Source organism: Polaromonas sp. (genome assembly GCF_016185115.1).
Classification (GTDB): Bacteria; Pseudomonadota; Gammaproteobacteria; order Burkholderiales; family Burkholderiaceae_C; genus Polaromonas.
On the sequence record NZ_JACPOF010000004.1, the window covers coordinates 613,442 to 632,346 of the forward strand.

At 59.9% G+C, this 18,905-nt stretch carries 17 protein-coding genes; 8 read left to right on the forward strand and 9 right to left on the reverse strand.

Translation table 11 applies throughout. From position 1 onward, the window contains the following. Nucleotides 1-153: 153 nt before the first annotated feature. From trxA to HYX42_RS03640, 5 genes are all read left to right on the forward strand, one after another. Complete coding sequence (gene trxA / locus HYX42_RS03620; protein ID WP_293399670.1) at nucleotides 154-486, forward strand: thioredoxin TrxA; 333 nt, start codon at nucleotides 154-156, stop codon at nucleotides 484-486. Between the two features lie 267 nt (nucleotides 487-753). Continuing rightward, the gene (gene rho / locus HYX42_RS03625; protein ID WP_293399673.1) at nucleotides 754-2,016 is read left to right on the forward strand and encodes a transcription termination factor Rho; all 1,263 of its coding nucleotides are present in this window, start codon (nucleotides 754-756) and stop codon (nucleotides 2,014-2,016) included. A gap of 213 nt (nucleotides 2,017-2,229) precedes the next feature. Then, nucleotides 2,230-2,511, forward strand: a complete 282-nt coding sequence (locus HYX42_RS03630) for a type B 50S ribosomal protein L31 (RefSeq protein WP_293399676.1) — start codon at nucleotides 2,230-2,232, stop codon at nucleotides 2,509-2,511. Nucleotides 2,512-2,766: 255 nt separating this feature from the next. Then, nucleotides 2,767-4,545 carry a hypothetical protein gene (locus HYX42_RS03635; protein WP_293399679.1) on the forward strand — a complete coding sequence of 593 codons (1,779 nt, stop codon included), beginning with the start codon at nucleotides 2,767-2,769 and terminating at the stop codon, nucleotides 4,543-4,545. After that, nucleotides 4,542-5,906, forward strand: a complete 1,365-nt coding sequence (locus HYX42_RS03640; protein WP_293399682.1) for an MATE family efflux transporter — start codon at nucleotides 4,542-4,544, stop codon at nucleotides 5,904-5,906. The genes HYX42_RS03635 and HYX42_RS03640 overlap by 4 nt, the downstream gene beginning before the upstream one ends. On the opposite strand, the gene phoR is transcribed toward HYX42_RS03640, so the two are convergent. The 7 genes from phoR to pstS form a co-directional block, all read right to left on the reverse strand. Then, entirely contained in the window at nucleotides 5,894-7,237 is a 1,344-nt protein-coding gene (phoR, locus tag HYX42_RS03645) for a phosphate regulon sensor histidine kinase PhoR (protein ID WP_293399685.1), read from the reverse strand. The genes HYX42_RS03640 and phoR overlap by 13 nt on opposite strands. Further along, complete coding sequence (phoB, locus tag HYX42_RS03650) at nucleotides 7,234-7,959, reverse strand: phosphate regulon transcriptional regulator PhoB (protein ID WP_293399688.1); 726 nt, start codon at nucleotides 7,957-7,959, stop codon at nucleotides 7,234-7,236. The genes phoR and phoB overlap by 4 nt, the downstream gene beginning before the upstream one ends. Before the next feature lie 20 nt (nucleotides 7,960-7,979). Next, on the reverse strand, nucleotides 7,980-8,681 hold the full coding sequence (phoU, locus tag HYX42_RS03655; protein ID WP_293399691.1) for a phosphate signaling complex protein PhoU: 702 nt from the start codon (nucleotides 8,679-8,681) through the stop codon (nucleotides 7,980-7,982). A gap of 19 nt (nucleotides 8,682-8,700) precedes the next feature. Then, nucleotides 8,701-9,483 carry a phosphate ABC transporter ATP-binding protein PstB gene (gene pstB / locus HYX42_RS03660; RefSeq protein ID WP_293399694.1) on the reverse strand — a complete coding sequence of 261 codons (783 nt, stop codon included), beginning with the start codon at nucleotides 9,481-9,483 and terminating at the stop codon, nucleotides 8,701-8,703. A 152-nt stretch (nucleotides 9,484-9,635) separates the two neighbouring features. Beyond that, entirely contained in the window at nucleotides 9,636-10,517 is an 882-nt protein-coding gene (pstA, locus tag HYX42_RS03665) for a phosphate ABC transporter permease PstA (RefSeq protein ID WP_293399696.1), read from the reverse strand. Beyond that, nucleotides 10,514-11,479, reverse strand: coding sequence for a phosphate ABC transporter permease subunit PstC (pstC, locus tag HYX42_RS03670; protein WP_293400031.1), 966 nt, complete (start codon nucleotides 11,477-11,479; stop codon nucleotides 10,514-10,516). The genes pstA and pstC overlap by 4 nt, the downstream gene beginning before the upstream one ends. Nucleotides 11,480-11,597: 118 nt before the next feature. Beyond that, entirely contained in the window at nucleotides 11,598-12,641 is a 1,044-nt protein-coding gene (pstS, locus tag HYX42_RS03675) for a phosphate ABC transporter substrate-binding protein PstS (protein WP_293399698.1), read from the reverse strand. A gap of 365 nt (nucleotides 12,642-13,006) precedes the next feature. Between pstS and HYX42_RS03680 the strand changes: the two genes are divergently transcribed. From HYX42_RS03680 to HYX42_RS03690, 3 genes are all read left to right on the forward strand, one after another. Beyond that, a complete protein-coding gene (locus tag HYX42_RS03680; protein WP_293399701.1) occupies nucleotides 13,007-14,155 on the forward strand; it encodes an ABC transporter substrate-binding protein in 1,149 nt (382 codons plus the stop codon). 80 nt (nucleotides 14,156-14,235) lie between these two features. Beyond that, nucleotides 14,236-15,735, forward strand: a complete 1,500-nt coding sequence (ppx, locus tag HYX42_RS03685) for an exopolyphosphatase (protein WP_293399703.1) — start codon at nucleotides 14,236-14,238, stop codon at nucleotides 15,733-15,735. 114 nt (nucleotides 15,736-15,849) lie between these two features. After that, the gene (locus HYX42_RS03690; protein ID WP_293399705.1) at nucleotides 15,850-16,203 is read left to right on the forward strand and encodes a hypothetical protein; all 354 of its coding nucleotides are present in this window, start codon (nucleotides 15,850-15,852) and stop codon (nucleotides 16,201-16,203) included. Between the two features lie 105 nt (nucleotides 16,204-16,308). On the opposite strand, the gene HYX42_RS03695 is transcribed toward HYX42_RS03690, so the two are convergent. Both HYX42_RS03695 and ppk1 read right to left on the reverse strand, forming a co-directional pair. Next, complete coding sequence (locus HYX42_RS03695) at nucleotides 16,309-16,782, reverse strand: histidine phosphatase family protein (RefSeq protein ID WP_293399707.1); 474 nt, start codon at nucleotides 16,780-16,782, stop codon at nucleotides 16,309-16,311. Between the two features lie 2 nt (nucleotides 16,783-16,784). Next, a complete protein-coding gene (gene ppk1 / locus HYX42_RS03700; RefSeq protein WP_293399709.1) occupies nucleotides 16,785-18,893 on the reverse strand; it encodes a polyphosphate kinase 1 in 2,109 nt (702 codons plus the stop codon). Nucleotides 18,894-18,905: the final 12 nt, after the last annotated feature.

The following is an 18,905-nucleotide window of genomic DNA, read 5'->3' on the forward strand; positions in this document are numbered from 1 at the left end:
GGGCTTGCAAGAATGCGCTTTCAGTAGATTCAACGGGTTTGGCTATCGTCGGGATAGGAGAACCTGAGGGAGGCCAGCAGACCCTGGCACTTGGTTTCTGCCACAATGCCTTCAACTTTATCCCCTATTCCACCTTCCCCCAAAGGAGACGCCATGGCCAGCGAACTGATCAAACATACCACCGATGCAACCTTTGAAGCCGATGTGCTGAAGTCAACGACGCCAGTGCTGGTCGACTACTGGGCCGAATGGTGCGGCCCCTGCAAGATGATTGCACCCATTCTGGACGAAGTCGCTACGGGCTACGACGGCAAGCTGCAGATCGCCAAGATGAATGTCGATGAAAACCGCGACATTCCCGCCAAGTTCGGCATTCGCGGCATTCCCACGCTGATGCTGTTCAAGGACGGCCAGCTGGCGGCGACCAAAGTCGGCGCCATGAGCAAGGCCCAGCTCACTGCATTCATCGACCAGCAACTGGCCTGATTCACCCCGGGTAGACGGCAAGACCTCGCGCTTGCCGGCTACCCCGAATCTTCACCTGATTCGCCTTTTTCACTGCCCCGTGCAGCGCCGGTTTTTCCTGTCATAATCCCCAACATTCGCTAGCTGGCTATTTGCCAGCATGCCCGAACCCCGGTTTGTGAAGCCGCCGATCTAACTGGCTTCCGTTCAAACCTCCCCCGTTTCCCAGATGTACTCCGCAAGGAGTTCCTTTCTCGCACCCCTCACGCACTTCCAGGCGGTAAATCCATGCACTTAAATGAACTCAAGGCACTGCACGTGTCTGAAGTCCTCAAGCAGGCCGAAGCACTTGAAATCGAAAACGTAGGCCGCATGCGCAAGCAGGAGCTGATGTTTGCCATCATCAAAAAGCGCTCCAAGACCGGTGAAACCATCGTCGCCGACGGCGTACTCGAAGTACTGCCCGACGGCTTCGGCTTTTTGCGCGCACCTGATTCGAGCTACACCGCCTCGACCGACGATATCTACATCAGCCCCAGCCAGATCCGTCGCTTCAACCTGCACACCGGCGACATGATTGAAGGCGAGGTCCGCACACCGAAAGACGGCGAGCGCTACTTTGCACTGAACAAGCTGGACAAGGTCAACGACGGTGCACCTGAAGCCAACAAGCACAAGGTGATGTTCGAGAATCTGACGCCGCTGTTCCCGCGCGAGCAGTTCAAGCTTGAGCGCGACATCAAGGGCGAAGAAAACCTGACCAGCCGCATCATCGACATCATTGCCCCCATCGGCAAAGGCCAGCGCGCCCTGCTGGTTGCACCGCCAAAGTCCGGCAAGACGGTGATGATGCAACATATTGCCCACGCGATTACCGCCAACTATCCCGATGTGGTGATGATGGTTTTGCTGGTTGACGAGCGCCCTGAAGAAGTGACCGAAATGCAGCGCAGCGTGCGCGGTGAAGTTATTTCATCCACCTTTGACGAACCCGCCGCACGCCACGTGCACGTCGCTGAAATGGTGATCGAGCGCGCCAAGCGCCTGGTTGAGCTCGGCAAGGACGTCGTCATCCTGCTGGACTCCATCACCCGCCTGGCCCGCGCCTACAACAATGTGCTGCCGTCATCGGGCAAGGTGCTGACCGGCGGTGTGGATGCCAATGCCCTGCAGCGCCCCAAGCGCTTTTTCGGCGCAGCCCGCAAGATTGAAGAAGGCGGCAGCCTGACCATCATAGGCACCGCGCTGGTCGATACCGGCAGCCGCATGGATGAAGTGATTTTTGAAGAATTCAAGGGTACCGGCAACTGCGAAATCCACCTGGACCGCCGCTTGTACGAAAAACGCGTGTTCCCGGCCATTCACCTGAACCGCAGCGGCACCCGCAAGGAGGAATTGCTCCTGGCCCCCGAAATCCTGCAAAAGTCGCGGATTTTGCGCCAATTCATGTACAACATGGACGAAATCGAATCCATGGAACTGATGCTCAAGAACATGAAAGCGACCAAAAACAACCACGAGTTCTTCGACATGATGCGTAGGGGTGGTTAGCCCCCACGCTCCCCCACTTCGTGTGGTTCGCTGCCCCCCGAGGGGGCGCTGCTTCTGCGGCCCGGCTAAGCCGGTTCCGCGGACCCGGCTGGCCTAAATCCCCAAACTGCCTTAAATCTTGCATAAGTGCTTGATTTCATGGCATAATATGCGGCTTGGCGGAAAGTGTCTGGAACGGTTTCAGATGGCTCCCGCAACGAATAAGGAAAGACCATGAAAGAAGGCATTCACCCCAATTACCGCGAAGTTTGTTTCCAGGACTTGTCCAACAACTTCAAGTTCGTGACCCGCTCATGCGTAAACACGAAAGAGATGATCAAGATGGAAGACGGCCGCGAACTGCCGCTGTACAAGCTTGATACCTCCAGCGAATCGCACCCTTTTTACACCGGCACACAAAAATCCGTGGACAACATGGGCGGCCGCGTAGAAAAATTCCGCAACCGCTTCGGCAAGACTGCAGCCAAGGAAGCCGCACCGGCTGCTGCCGAGTAAGCTGCGAATTAGCGCTCCCAAAAAGCAGCCTGAGTTCCAGGCTGCTTTTTTTTGGCTCATTCCAATTCCCATTAAAAACGATAACTGCGTTGCTTCGTCTTGCCGTGCTACAGCACTGTCCGCGACTTCTCGCCTTGTTCTCGCTTCTGATGGAAATTGGAATAAAAACAGCGTTGACGGCCTGATGGCGTCGCGCAAGAATGACCGCTGCTTCAGGCCCTGAACGCCTGTGCATCCTCCGGACAATTACCTGTTTTGAACAAACCCTCACCCGCCATCATTGCCCAGTCAGCCGTACGCCGCCTCCCACGGCTTGCACTGCTGCTGTTCTGCCTGGCCTATGTGCTGCCCGGTTTCTTTGGCCGGGCACCCTGGAAGGTTGAAGACATCGCCACCTTCGGCGTGACACAGGAACTCGCCTCCGCTGCGGGCAACTGGCTGGCGCCGCAACTGCTGGGCCAGGCCAATGGCTTTGATGCACTGGCGCCTTACTGGCTGGGAGCGGTGGCGATCAAGGCGCTGCCTTTCCTCGACCCCGCGATGGCGATCCGCGTGCCTTTTGGTTTGCTGCTCATCCTGACGCTGCTGGCGACCTGGTATGCGGTTTACTACCTTGCACGCAGCCCGCAGGCCCAGCCTGTAGCGTTTGCCTTTGGCGGGGAGGCCAACCCACTTGACTATGCCCGAGCCATCGCCGATGCCGGCGTGCTGGCCCTGATTGCAAGCCTGGGCCTGGCCCAACTCTCGCATGAAACAACGCCTGCCCTGGCGCAGCTTGGCTTCACGGCGCTGGTTTTTTATGCCATGGCGGCCAGCCCCTATCGCCGGGCGACCAAGGTGTTCGGCCCCTCACTCGGTCTGCTGGTCGGCATGACAGGTCTTGCATTGAGCGGCGCACCCACCCTCGCCCTGCTCTTCGGCATGGGCGGCGCGCTGGTCGAATGGACCCACATGCGATGGGGCAACATATCCCCTTCAGGCGAGATTGATGTGGGCGCGCAGCGGCGCTCCCGGCAATGGGTGCTTGTGATAGTCGGCATGACCGTATTCGTCAGTGCCCTGGCCCATGTTCTGGATTTGTGGCGGTGGCGTATACATTTCCCCGGAAGCAGCGGGCAGGCAGCGTGGACGGACTGGCGCAAGCTGGGGCGTCTCCTGCTCTGGTTCACCTGGCCCACATGGCCGCTGGCCTTGTGGACGCTCTATCGCTGGCGCAGGCAGCTCGCCAGCCGCCACGTGGCCCTGCCGCTGTGGTTTGCAGCCATGGCCATTGGCGCCACCCTCACCACGCCAGCGGCAGACCGGAGTTTGCTGCTGAGCCTGCCGGCTCTGGCGGCGTTGGCCGCATTCGCGCTGCCCACGTTCAAACGCAGTGTGGCCTCATTGATTGACTGGTTCACCCTGCTTTTTTTCACCGGCTGCGCCTTCATCATCTGGGTGGTGTGGATTGCCATGCAGACGGGTGTGCCCCGGCAGCCGGCAGCCAACGTCGCCCGCCTGGCACCTGGTTTTGAGCCCAGCTTTTCATGGCTTGCCTTTCTGGCCGCAGCGCTCGCAACACTCGCCTGGGCCTGGCTGGTGAAGTGGCGTGCCGGCAAGCACCGCGCCGCCGTCTGGAAATCACTTGTGCTGCCTGCGGGGGGTGCCACGCTGTGCTGGCTGCTGCTGATGACCCTCTGGCTGCCGCTGCTGGACTACGCACGCAGCTATGCGCCCATGGCCCGGCAGCTGGCGCGCCTTGTAGACAGGAATGCGTGCGTTGAAATTTATGGCGTCAGCAGCGCACAGGCTGCCGCCCTTCAGTACCACGGCAAACTTGATCTGCGGCAGGCTGCGTCGCAACCGGCCTGCCCCTACCTTGTCGTCAATGCAGACGCACAAGCCAGCCTGAGCAATGCGGTCCACTTGCCGGACTGGGCCTTTCTGGCAACCATCAGGCGACCTACCGACAAAAACGAAACCGTGCTGCTCTACAGGCGCGTGACAGAAGCTACTGCATCTCCCGGTCCAACCCGTACCAAAACCACCCTGTGAGCGAGCTGAAAATCATCAGCCAGCATGCGGGAACCGTGCTGGTCGGGCAGTTGGCCGTGATGGCGTTTGGCGTGGCCGATACCGTGATTGCGGGGCGGTACAGCGACGCAGCGCTCGCGGCTCTTTCAGTGGGCTCGGCCCTCTACATCAGCGTTTATGTTGGCCTGATTGGCATCGTGCAGGCCCTGCTTCCCATTTGGGCCGAAATGCTGGGCGCACGCCGGCACGAGGCCGTCGGCCAGTCACTGCGGCAAAGCCTGTACCTGTGCGTTTTCATCACCATCGCTGGGATGGCAGCCATGCTGTTTCCCGGCCCATTGCTGCGCTGGGCACAGGTCCCCGATGCCATGCGTGACGAGGTGCAGCGATACCTGACGGTGCTGGCATTTGCGTTCGCGCCTTCCCTGCTCTTTCGGGTGTACAGCAGCTTCAACCAGTCGCTGGGCAAACCCTTGTTGGTGACCTGGCTGCAGGTCGGTGCCCTTGCCATCAAGGTTCCACTGTCGATCTGGCTGGTCGCGGGGGGCGGCGGCATTGAACCCATGGGTGCGGTCGGCTGCGCCTGGGCAACACTGATCGTCAATTACCTTTTGCTGATACTGGCCATCGTCATGCTTCGCACGCAGGCCCTCTACAGGCCCTTTCATGTCTGGCAGAGAATGGAACGCCCCGACTGGCGGCAGATCGGCAACTTTGCACGCCTGGGAATTCCCGGCGGCCTGGCTTATCTGGTGGAAGTCACCTCCTTCACATTGATGGCCCTGTTCATCGCCAGGCTCGGGACCACGGCATCCGCCAGCCACCAGATTGCAGCCAGCGTGGCTGCCGTTCTCTACATGATGCCGCTGTCGATGGCCATTGCCTGCAGCGCGCGCGTGTCCTTCTGGCTCGGTGCCGGCAAACCGGTCTATGCAAAGCGGGCGGTGGTGCTGGGACTCAAGCTCACCATGCTGTTGTCAATCGGGCTGGCGGCCACGGTGGCACTGGCTGGCCGCATGCTGGCTGGCTGGTATTCCGTCAATCCTGCAGTCGTGGCACTGGCGTCTGGTTTGCTGGTCTGGGTGGCCCTCTACCACATAGCCGATGCCACGCAGGCCCTGTGCGCGTTCCTCCTCAGGTGTTACCGCATCACCATCACGCCGCTGGCGCTGTATGGTGTGCTGCTGTGGGGGCTGGGCCTGTACGGTGGTTACCAGCTGGCCTATGTGGGTGCGGGCACCCTGGAAGCCACACAGTCGGCTGCAAGCTTCTGGACTGCCAGCACCATGGCCCTGTGGCTGGTGGCGCTTTGCCTGCTGCTGGTGCTAGGGCTGGCTGTTCGCAAAAGCCTGCGCCCGGCGACGAAGCTTCAGCCGGGCTGAATCCTGCGCACCCGCGCCGCCGGAAAGGTCATCACGAAACATGAGCCCTGTCCCAGCCGGCTTTCGATGTGAAGCTCTGCGGAATGGCGCTGCGTGACATGTTTGACAATCGCCAGCCCCAGACCCGTGCCACCCGTTTCGCGTGAGCGGCTGCGGTCAACGCGGTAAAAGCGTTCAGTCAACCTGGGCAGGTGTTCGGGGGCAATGCCAGGGCCGCTGTCCCTGACCTTGAACTCGCCGCGGCCGTCGTCCAGGAGTTTCCAGCTGACTTCAACCTTGCCGCCGTCGGGTGTGTAGCGAACGGCATTGGTCACCAGATTGGACATTGCACTGTAGATTTCCGCCTGAACACCCGCAATCTCGCAGGGTGGCCCGAGGTCGAACGCCAGCTGATGCCCCTGCGGCGCCAGCAACACCGACAGGGCTTTGGCCTCCTGCTCGCATTGCGCAAGCAAGGCACCTGTTGTGATCCACTCATTGATGCCTGGAAACGGGCTGCCTTCCAGCCTCGACAGGGTGAGCAGGTCATTCACCAGCGTCTGCATGCGCTGGGACTGCTGCGCCATCATGGCCAGGTAGCGTGAGCGCTCAGGCTCTGTCAACGGCAAGGTCTGCAGGGTTTCGATGAACCCTGAGAGCACTGTCAGCGGCGTGCGTATCTCGTGCGACACGTTGGCAACAAAATCGCGCCGCATGGCTTCGGCCAGTTCGACAGCAGTGATGTCGCGTGACAGCAGCAGCTTGCGATCCTTGCCATAGGAATGCACATGGACCGACAGCTTCACGGGACGCGTCGGCGTACTGGCACTGCCGGGAATCACCACATCATGCGAAAAATCAGCCAGAGCCATGTAGGCCTTGAAGGCTGGTTCACGAACCAGGTTGGCGATATGCTGCATCACATCACGCTGGGCATCAAATCCAAAATGCTGGGTGGCGATCTGGTTACACCATTCGATGCGGCCCTGCGCATCAAGCAGTACCACGCCACTGGGAGACGCCTGCATTGCTGCCAGAAATTCATCGAGCCGCGCCTGGCTCTCCAGCAAGCGCTGGTCGCGGCTTTTCAGCAGCCTGCGTGTGCGATCGGCGGCTTCTCCCCAGACCCCGGGCATGGCCGGCACCCGGCTGGCCATGGCTACAGGGCCTTCATCGCTCTGCTCGACGCGCAACCACTTCAGCAGGCGGGCAACGTAAAAACTGTCAAGCATCAGCCAGACCAGCGCTCCCAGCACCACGCCCGCAACCAGCCCGTCTTTTGAATACGTCCAGAAGCCCAAGCCGCCCCCTGCAAACATGCAGGCGGCAAACACCAGCCAACGATTGATCATGTGCCGGATTGTGCCGGAGCTACCGCCGGGTTTGAGGCCAGGGCTGTGAGGCGGTAACCGGCTCCGCGAACGGTCTCCACCATCGCGCCGGCTGCGCCCAATGCCTCGCGCAAGCGCTTGACATGCACATCGACCGTCCGCTCTTCAATGAAGACATGGTCGCCCCATACCTTGTCCAGCAGGGAACTACGGCTGTGCACACGTTCGGCATGCTTCATCAGGTAGTGAAGCAGCTTGAACTCGGTTGGGCCGAGTTTCAGTTCCTGCGCCTGATACGAAATACGGTGAGTAGCTGCATCAAGAACCAGCGCACCAACCGTGACGCTGTCGTTGACGGACTCCGGGGACCGCCTGCGCAGCACCGCACGAATACGGGCGAGCAATTCCTGTGTCGAAAAGGGCTTGGTGATGTAGTCATCCGCGCCAGCATCGAGGCCGGCGACCTTGTCCGGCTCATCGCCACGCGCCGTCAACATCAGGATGGGGATGCTCTTGGTGCGAGCCTGCTTGCGCCAGTGGCGCGCCAGGGCGACGCCGCTCTGCCCGGGCAGCATCCAGTCAAGCAGGATGGCATCAGGCAACACGGCATCGAGTTCGCGCTGCGCCGTCACGCTGTCCTGGGCCACCACGGGGTCAAAGCCACCATGCCGCAAGTTAACGGCAATAAGCTCTGCAATCGCAGGCTCGTCTTCAACAATCAGTATGCGTGGCTGGTGCTTCATTCTCTTGCCATGTTCACTGATTACCTGACTGCAGACTCAATCTGGTCCATCGGCGTATGGCGAACGTCGGCGCCCTTGACCACATAGATGATGAATTCTGCAATGTTTTTGGCATGGTCGCCCACCCGCTCAATGGCCTTGGCCACAAACAGCAGGTCCAGGCTGGGCGAGATGGTGCGCGGGTCTTCCATCATGTAGGTGATGAGTTTTCGCACAAAGCCATCGAACTCCTGATCGATCTGGTCGTCCTCCTTGAGGATGGATACAGCCACAGCCGTGTCCAGCCGTGCAAATGCATCGAGGGCCTTGCGCAGCAAGCCGCTGGCAAGCTCTGCGGCCACCCGCAGATCAGACGATGGCAGTGAACGGGCCGAGCCGCTTTCAATGATGGATTTCACCATGCGCGCGATTTTTTCAGCCTCATCCCCGGCACGTTCAAGGTTTGCCGTGGTTTTTGAAATGGCAATCAGCAGGCGCAAATCACGTGCTGTCGGCTGGCGGCGCGCGATGATGGAAGAGAGCTCGCGGTCAATGTCGACTTCCATCGCGTTGACGCGAGACTCCGCCTCTATCACCTGGTTGGCGCTATCGGCGCTGAACTGGGACAGCGCATAGATCGCCAGGCGAATCTGCGCTTCAACCAGCCCGCCAAGCTCCATCACGCGTGAAGAAACGCCATTGAGCTCGCTGTCGAACTGGGTGGACAAGTGTTTATCGGACATGTTGTTTCCTGTTGCCTGATCAGCCGAACCGGCCTGTGATGTAGTCTTCGGTTTCTTTTCGTTTGGGCTTGAAGAAGAGTTCTTCAGTAGCGCCAAATTCCACCAGGTCACCCAGATACATATAGGCTGTGTAGTCGCTGCAACGGGCAGCCTGCTGCATGTTGTGCGTGACGATCACCACGGTGTATTCGTTTTTCAGCTCGGCAATCAGTTCTTCAACCTTCGCTGTCGAGATGGGGTCAAGCGCGGAGCATGGCTCGTCCAGCAGCAGGACCTCGGGCTTGATGGCAATGCCGCGTGCGATGCACAGGCGTTGCTGCTGTCCGCCAGACAGGCTTGAACCGCTCTGGTTAAGCTTGTCTTTCACCTCCGTCCACAAGGCGGCCTTGCGCAAGGCCCATTCGACACGTTCGTCCATGTCGGCCGAGTTCAGGCTTTCAAACAGCTTCACGCCAAAGGCAATGTTGTCGTAAATCGACATCGGGAAAGGCGTAGGTTTCTGGAACACCATGCCGACCTTGGCGCGGATCAGGGCGACGTCCTTTTTCGAGGTCAGCAGGTTCTCGCCGTCAAACATGATCTCGCCTTCAGCACGCTGCTCGGGATAGAGCTCATACATGCGGTTGAAGATGCGGAGCAAGGTGGATTTGCCGCAACCGGACGGGCCAATAAAAGCTGTGACTTTCTTCTCGGGAATCTCTAGGTTGATGCCTTTGAGTGCGTGAAATTTCCCGTAATAAAAATCGAGATTCTTGACCGATATTTTTGAAGCACTGACAGGAGGGGAAAGAGTTGCGACCATGAGTATGTCTTTTTAAGGTTACGCGACACCGCATTCGCGGCAAACTAAACAATGCTTGTTCAACAAACACCGCAGAACCGGCTTTGCCGGGCTGCAGGTGTTGCCCCCTTGAAGGGGGGAAGGTGCCACACGAAGTGGGCAAACGACAGGGGTCATGATTTATTGCGAGTCAGGACTCGCGCCAGGATGTTCAGGCCCAGGACCGCCAGGGTGATAAGGAACACCCCTGCCCATGCCAGTTGCTGCCAGTTCTCATAAGGACTCAATGCAAATTTGAAGATCGTGACCGGCAGGCTGGCCATGGGCTGGCTCAGGTCAGAAGTCCAGAACTGGTTGTTGAGGGCGGTAAAGAGCAGAGGAGCCGTTTCACCTGCAATACGGGCGACGGCCAGCAATACGCCGGTAGTGACGCCTGCACGGGCGGCGCGCAATGTGATGCTTGTGATGACCTTCCACTTGGGTGCACCCAAAGCGTATGCCGCTTCACGCAAACCCGGCGGCACCAGTTGCAGCATGTTTTCAGTCGTACGGATCACCACCGGAATGACGATGAGCGCAAGGGCCAGCACACCTGCCCAGCCTGAATAGGACTTGAACTGCGACACCACAACGGTATACACAAACAGGCCAATCACGATGGACGGCGCTGACAGCAAAATGTCGTTGACGAAGCGCGTTATGGATGCGAGCCAGCCCTTGGTGTTGTATTCGGCGAGGTAAATGCCAGCCATGATGCCTACGGGCGTGCCGACAAATGTCGCCAGCAGCACCATCAGGAAAGATCCGTAAATGGCATTGGCGATGCCGCCCGGGTCGTTGGGCGCTGGCGTCATTTGCGTCAGGGTCGCAATCGACAGGCCGCCAATGCCAAGGCGTATGGTTTCAAACAATATCCACGCCAGCCAGAACAAACCAAAGGCCATGGCCCCCAGCGAAAGGACCAGCGCAATCCTGTTGACCATCTTGCGGCGGGCAAACTTTGCCAGGCGCGCGTCGTTGTGCGCACTGTTTTTGTTTGGCATGACGGCGCTCATGTTTTTGCTCCCTCACTCTTGCGCAACTGGGCCAGCAGCAGCTTGGACAGCGACAGCACAACAAAGGTGATGAAGAACAGCACAAGGCCCAGATAAATCAGCGCTGCCTGGTGCAGGCCTTCTCCCGCTTCAGCGAACTCGTTGGCCAGTGCAGAGGTGATGCTGTTGGCGGCCTGAAACAGGCTCAGGGAATCAAGCTGGTTGAAGTTGCCGATGACAAAGGTCACGGCCATGGTCTCGCCCAACGCACGGCCCAGACCCAGCATGATGCCGCCAATGACGCCCGCCTTGGTGTAGGGCAAAACGACTTTGGAAACAACTTCCCAGGTGGTGGAGCCCAGCCCGTAAGCCGACTCCTTGAGCAGTACCGGCGTGACCTCAAACACATCCCGCATGACAGATGCGATGAAGGGAATGATCATGATGGCCAGGATGATGCCTGCCGACAAAATGCCAATGCCGACAGGTGGTCCGGAAACCAGCGCGCCGAGATAAGGCACGCCCTTGAACAGGCTTTGCAGCGGCTGCTGCACATAGGTCGCCAGGATGGGACCAAACACAAGCAGGCCCCACATGCCGTACACGATGGACGGTACGGCAGCCAGCAATTCAATCGCGGTACCCAGCGGGCGCTTGAGCCAGGCCGGCGACAACTCCGTCAGGAACAACGCGATGCCAAAGCTGACGGGCACGGCAATCACCAGCGCAATGATGGAGGTCGCCAGCGTGCCGTAAATCATCACGAGGCCACCGTACTCGTTCTTGACCGGGTCCCAGGTTGTACTGGTCAGAAAGCCAAGGCCGTATTTGCTGATGGCAGGCCAGGCGCCTATTACCAGCGACACCAGGATGCCGATCAGCAAACCCAGGGTCAGCAGGGCGGCGCCTTGTGCGGCCCAGCCAAACAGCCGGTCTGCAACAGGGCTCCTGCGTACAGGCTTGACGGGAGGAGGAGTGGTCATGGCGCGTCCGGTCACTTTTGCCGGGTGGTCAAAAGCAGCCCGGCTTGCCGGAAGTGTAGAGGACACGTGTGGAAGCCCTGATGTGTTCTAAAAAAACCGGGTTGCCCCGGATTTGTATTTACTTGAACGCAACGGCCTTGCCGGAGGTGTCCTTGATGTCGGCCCATGATTTTTCAACCGTGGTCTTCACCGCTGCAGGCATGGGCACGTAGTCCAGGTCGTCAGCGGTCTTGTCACCGTTCTTGTAGGCCCATTCAAAGAACTTCAGCGAAGCGGTGGCCTGGGCTGGCTTGTCCTGGGCTTTTTGCATCAGGATGAAGGTGGCGCCAGTGATGGGCCACGAATCCTTGCCAGGCTGCTCGGTCAGGATCTGGTAGAAGCTCTTTGCCCAATCGGCGCCAGCGGCGGCTGCCTTGAATGCGGTGTCATCAGGCGCTACAAAATTGCCGGCCGCATTCTTCAGGACGGCGTAGGTCATCTTGTTTTGCTTGACGTAGGCGTACTCAACGTAGCCGATGGAGTTTGGCAGGCGACCCACAAATGCGGCCACGCCTTCATTGCCCTTGCCACCAGCGCCCACTGGCCAGTTCACGGCCGTGCCTTCGCCGACCTTGCTCTTCCATTCAGCGTTGACCTTGCTCAGGTAGTTCGTGAAGATGAAGCTGGTGCCGGAGCCATCAGCACGGCGAACCTGTGCGATGTCAGCATCGGGCAACGCCAGCGTCGGGTTCAGCGCCTTGATGGCCGGGTCAGTCCATTTGGTGATCTTGCCGAGGTAGATGTCGCCCAGCACCTGGCCGCTCAGCTTGAGCTGGCCAGCTGCAATGCCCTTGATATTGACCACAGGCACGACACCGCCAATGACCATGGGGAACTGGACCAGGTTCTTGGCCTTGAGTTCTTCGTCTTTCAGGGGCGCATCGGATGCGCCGAAGTCCACGGTTTTGGCTTCGATCTGCTTGATGCCTGCGCCGGAGCCTACGGACTGGTAGTTGATCTTGACGCCGGTGGCCTTGTTGTAGTCAGCGGCCCATTTCGCATACAGCGGTGCAGGGAAGCTGGCGCCGGCGCCAGTGACGTCCTGTGCAGCCGCAAGGCTGGCAAACGAGAAGGCGGCAAGGCCGAGAACAGCAGTCATGGAAAGTTTGAAACCTGATTTCATCAAAACACCTCGTTGGGTTATGGAAGAACTAAAAAAGAAAGGATGGGGACTGGAACAGGAAAGTACAAATCGATGAGAGATGCCGTGACTGTAGAAAGCTTGTGTGACAGGCATATGACACCCCTGACATGCCATTGAGGGGCAAAACCGCACCTTCTGCGTGCATGTCACAAAAGCTTCAAAAAAGAGTCAAAGTCCGGTCACGGCCCTGTCATGGGAGCGCCCTACTCTTGGGCGTGTCCCGGGCCCCCAGTTGGCACAGACCGCCAGCCAAATGTCCCTGTTGGCGCTTTTTCCGGCTGTCTTGCCCCCGCAAGCCCGATCCCGTCAATTATTTCAGGGCGCCTGCGCCCGAGGAACCCACCATGCCTTTCCAGAACACCCCCATCAAACGCAGGCACTTGCTACAGGGCGCGGGCCTGGCAGCCGCGACGAGCGCCCTGCCCGCCTGGTCGCAACCCGGCAAACCCGCTGCCGCATCCCGCAATGTGGTGGTCGCGCAGATCGTCGACTTTTCACAGGCCCAGCAGGATGTATCCAAAGACTTCCTGATTGGCTCCCGTGCCGCCTGGCAGGACATCAACCAGCGCGGTGGCATCAGGGGCAGGCAGGTCCAGCACCTGGCCATCGAAACTGACGGCACCTCGGCCAGCCTGCGCACCGCCCTCGAATCCATCAAGTCCAACCCCGCCTGCGTGGTCATGTCGGGCAGCGTGGGCGACCAGATGGCCGCCGAAGCCGTCACACAGATACGCAAGGACGGCCTGAACATGGCCCATGCTGCCCCCTGGCTGCAGAACTCCAGCCTGGAGGTCGATGACAACACATTCCCCATCTTTGCCGCCCGGCAGGAGCAGATTGCACATGCGCTGAAGACACTCTCGGTCATGGGCCTCAAGGAGCTGGGCGCGATTTACGGTACTGCGCGCGACCACGCCGCCTACCACGCCGAAGTCGAGCGTATTGCAGCGGGAATGCAGCTCAGGTTGCAGTCCTATCAGGGCGCAGGGCAATTGCGCGGTCTGGGACAGAAACTGACACCGCAAACGCCCGCCGTGCTGCTGTTTGTGGGCGGTACGCCGGAATTGGCGGAGTTCACACAGGGCCTGGACAAACAATCACGGCAGCGATATGTCGTGGCGCTGGCCGATGTCAACCTGCAGATCATGCAGCAGATGGGCGCAGCGAAAAATACACCTGTCATCGCCACACAGCCTGTCCCCATGGTCACCGCCAGCATGCCGGTGGTGCGGAGCTACCGCGAAATCCTGGCGCGCCTGTTTGATGAGCCCCCAACCTCGCTGAGCCTGGCTGGTTTCATCGCCGCCCGCTATACGTTTGAAGTGCTCAACGACGTGGATGGTCCACTCACACGCCAGAGCGCACTGACGGCCTTCCAGCGCCGTACGGCGATGGATGTCGGTGGTTTCCGCGTGAGCTTCAACCCCCAGCGGCGCAGCAGCACATACGTGACCCAAAGCATGATGACGATTGACGGACGCGTCATTGGATAGAAAGCAGGGAACGAGCGGCGCACGACCCCATGCGGATACCGCGCGAATGCTATGCTGAAAGGTCACACAGAAACCCAGACATGCAAAATGGAACGCTACTGGCGGCTGTGGACCTTGGGTCCAACAGCTTTCGCCTCGAAATTGGCCGATTTGACCGTGGCCAGATCAACCGCACCGAATACCTCAAGGAAACTGTCAGGCAGGGCAACGGCCTGGACGCCGACCGCAACCTGACCCAGGATGCCATGCAGCGCGGCTGGGACTGCCTGGCGCGCTTTGGTGAACGCCTTGCAGGTTTCAAAAAAAGCCAGGTACGTGCCGTTGCCACCCAGACCTTGCGCGAAGCCCGCAACCGCGAGGAGTTTCTCGCCAAAGCCAACCGGATTCTCGGCTTCCCGATTGATGTGATCTCCGGCCGCGAAGAAGCCCGGCTGATTTACCAGGGCGTGGCCCACATGCTGCCGCAGTCCGATGAACGCCGTCTGGTGGTGGACATCGGCGGACGCTCCACCGAGATGATTGTCGGCAAAGGCCTTGACGCGCTGAACATGGAGTCTTACCGGGTCGGCAGCGTCGCCTGGTCGATGAAATACTTCCCGGATGGCCAGTTCACCTCACGCGCCTTCAATATGGCCGAAGTGGCCGCCAAAGCCGTGCTGGAAGAAGCCATCAACGCCTACGAGGCAAAAAGCTGGGACGTTGCTTACGGCTCCTCAGGCACGATTGGGGCCGTGAGCGACGTGCTGACGGCGTCTGGCTGGGCTGCGGGCATCGTGACACGCGAGGGCCTGGACTGGCTGCTTGACCGCCTTGTGAAAGCCCAAAGCGCAGACCGCCTGAAGATCGAGGGCATGAAGGACGACAGACGCGCGGTTATCGGCGGCGGCGTCAGCGTGCTGAGGGCGGTTTTCAACCTGCTGGGCATTGAAAAAATGGAAGCAGCACAAGGTGCGCTCCGGCATGGCGTGCTGTATGACCTTCTGGACCGCGAAAAAGACATCGCCGACCTGCGCTCCAGCAGCGTACAGCGCCTGGCTGTGCGTTTTGACACCGATGCAGTCCAGTCCGCACGCGTGAGCAGGGTCGCCAGACAGCTCTTCAAAATGTCCGTCACCGAATTGCAGCCAGCAGAGACAGACCGCCTCCAGCGCAAGCTGGAATGGGCGGCCCAGCTGCATGAAATCGGCAGCCAGATATCACACAGCGACTACCACAAGCATGGGGCTTACATTCTCGACAACGCCGATGCGCCGGGCTTTGCCTTGCCCGAGTTGCACCGGCTGAGCCTGCTGGTGCTGGGCCACCGCGGGAAGCTGCGAAAGCTGGAAGCCGACTTCGAGGACCGCCTGCTCATCCAGCAGCTGATGTGCCTGCGCATGGCTGTCATCTTTTGCCACGCCAGGCGCGACCCCGACCTGAAGGGCCTGCAGCTTGAATGCGCGGTCAGCCCCGGCAAGCTGTTCGTGCTGAACTGCCGTCCAGGCTGGTCGGAAGCCTTTCCGCAATCAGCCTACCTGCTGCAAGAAGAGGTCGTCGCCTGGCAAAAAACCCCCTGGTCGCTGGTGGTTTCGGGGCTTTGACTTGCGCCACAACCAGCCGGCTTTCAACAACGGTATAAACGGTATAAACTGTTTACCCCGTTATCAAAAGAAGGAAGTAAAAATGGCTACCGTAAAAAAGCTGCAAACCCCGTTGTGAAAAAGCCTGCGGCCGCGCCTGCAAAACCCAGGGCAGCTGTCAAAAAGCAGCCCGCCAGGGCGCCGCTCAACAAAACCGTCCAGGCCAGGCCAGTAAAAGCCGTCAAGCCAGTGAAGGTTGAGAAACCCAAGAAGCCAAAGTTGGTACGCGACAGCTTCACCATTCCCAAGGCTGAGTACGTGGTGCTGGATGCGCTCAAGCTGCGTGCGACCAAGCTCACACGTCCTGCGAAGAAGAGTGAGTTGCTGCGGGCTGGTATCAAGGCATTGGCGGCCTTTTCTGATGCTGCGTTTTTGACAGCGCTTGAGCAGGTACCGGCTATCAAGACAGGCCGGCCAAGGCTGGACTAACCCCCTCCCAGTCTCACTGCGTGTAGCCTGTACCCCCTTTCAGGGGACGGCGCTTTTGGGCTGGCGGAGCCAGACCCTCGCGCCCACTGGCCTGGTACCGCAGCCCTACAGCACTTCAGGCGACTGCACAGTCACAACAACAGTCTGACAAGTCCCGTCCCTATCCCGGTTCCGCAGCCACCAGATGGCGCCCTTCTTCACAGGACACTCGCTCTCCTGCAAACCGAGAAGTTGCGCAATCGTCTGGCCCAGCATCGGCTGGTGGCCGACCACCACGACAGGGCCTTTGGCTGACGGCCATTGCACCAGCTCCAGCAACTGGGCGGGCGTGGCATCCGGCCCCAGTTCCTGGCGGATCTTGTATTTGCGGCCCAGGGCCAGCACGGTCTGTTCGCAGCGCCTGGCCGGGCTGACCAGAATGCGGGCGCCGTCGGGCAACTGCCGGTCCAGCCAGCCAGCCATGCGGACCGCCTGCTTTTCGCCGCGTGGAGTGAGAGAACGCTCCAGATCCTGCGCTGCGGTCAAACCGCTGTCGGGCCTTTCTTCAGCCTCTGCGTGACGCCACAGGATCAGGTCCATCGCTACTTCTGCCTTTGCCCCGGTGCGAAGTAGCGTGCCATCAGGGCTGCTTGCGCACCGTGTCCTGTGTTGTCAGATTTTCCGACGCGGACATAAGTTCCGTCGGGCTGCAGGTCCCAGGCATCCCGCCCGTCATGCAGGTAGGCCACCAGGCATTCGTCGATGATGCGCTGGCGGATGGCGGGGTCGGTCACAGGCCAGGCCAGTTCTACCCGGCGCAGCATGTTGCGGTTCATCCAGTCGGCGCTGGAGAGGTACAGCTCTTCCACGCCATCACAGCGGAAATAGAACACCCGCGAATGCTCCAGGAAGCGCCCGATGATGGAGCGCACGCGGATGTTGTCGGTGACGCCCGGCACGCGAGCCGGCAACATGCAGGCGCCGCGCACGATCAGGTCTATCTTCACGCCGCGCTGGCCAGCCCTCACCAGTGCCAGCATCAGGTCTTCGTCGGTCAGCGCATTCATCTTGATGACGATGCGGGCATCCTTGCCCTGCCCTGCGGCTTCTGCGGCGCCGTCAATCTTTTCGACCAGTTTTTTCTGCAACTGGAAAGGCGCCAGCAGCACATGGTGCAGCTTCGGCAGCCTGCTCTGGCTGGCCAGATGCACAAATACGTTGTCGATGTCGGCCGTCAGCTCGGGCGATGCGGTGAGGTAGCTCACATCGGTGTACAAACGCGCCGTCTTCGGGTTGTAGTTGCCGGTTGAGAGGTGTCCGTAGCGCACCAGGTTACGACCTTCGCGGCGTGTTACCAGCAGCATCTTGGCGTGGGTCTTGAGCCCCACCACACCATATACCACCTGGGCGCCAATCGACTCCAGCATTTCGGCCCAGTTGATGTTGGCCTCTTCATCGAAGCGGGCCTTGAGCTCCACCACCACGGTGACTTCCTTGCCACGGCGCACGGCTTCACGCAGCAGCACCATCAGTTCGGAATCGGTCCCCGTGCGGTAAATGGTCTGCTTGATGGCCAGCACCTGCGGGTCATTGACGGCTTCGCGCAGAAAGGTCAGCACACCGTCAAAACTCTCAAACGGCTGATGAATGGACACATCGCCCTGCTTGAGCCGTTCGAAGAACGATTGCCCCTGCACCAGTTGGGTCGGGTAACACGCGCTGTACTGCGGAAACAAAAGATCTGGATCGTTCACCAGGTCAACCAGCTGCGTCAGGCGCACCAGATTGACGGGGCCGTGCACACGGTACAGCGCGGGTTCGGGCAGGTTGAACTGGGTCAGCAAAAAATTGGCAAGGTAATCAGAGCAGCCCGCCGACACCTCAAGGCGCACGGCCTGGCCGTAATGCCGCTGCTCCAGCCCCTGGCGCAGGGCGGTGCGCAGGTTCTTGACGTCGTCTTCATCGACCGCCAGGTCTGAATGCCGGGTGACACGAAACTGCGAGAACTGCCCCACTGAACGGCCGGGGAACAGTTCATTCAGGTGCGCGCGGATGATGCTTGAGAGCGATACAAAAAGCGTGCCCTTGTTGGTACCGCGCGCAGGCATATGGATAAAGCGCGGCAAGACACGCGGCACCTTGACGATGGCGATTTCGTTCTCGCGGCCAAAGGCATCACGACCGCCCAGGCGCACGATGAAGTTGAGTGACTTGTTGGCCACCTGCGGAAACGGATGAGAAGGGTCAAGCCCGACCGGGATCAGCAGCGGGCGCACTTCCCTCTCAAAATATTCTTTCACCCATTTGCGCTGGGCTACATTACGCTCGCCATGCGAGACGATGCGTATGCCGTGCTTGCCGAAAGCAGGCAGCAGCTCATCGTTGTAGACCGCGTATTGCCGCGCCACCATGTCATGCGCGGCATCTGACAATGCCTTGAAGCTCTGGGCGGTGTACTCGCCCTTGGGATCTTCGCCCTGGGCTGCCGTCAGATGAGGCGCAGCCCGCACTTCAAAAAACTCGTCAAGGTTGGACGACACGATACACAGGTAACGAAGGCGCTCCAGCAGCGGTACATCCGCGCGCCTTGCCCAGTCCAGCACCCGCTCATTGAAGGCCAGGATGCTGTGGTCGCGGTCCAGAAACTGCAACACAGGCGCAGGGGTATGCGCCGAGGCATTCAGGACCGGCAACGGGTGGGAATGGGGCATTGACAGACTGTA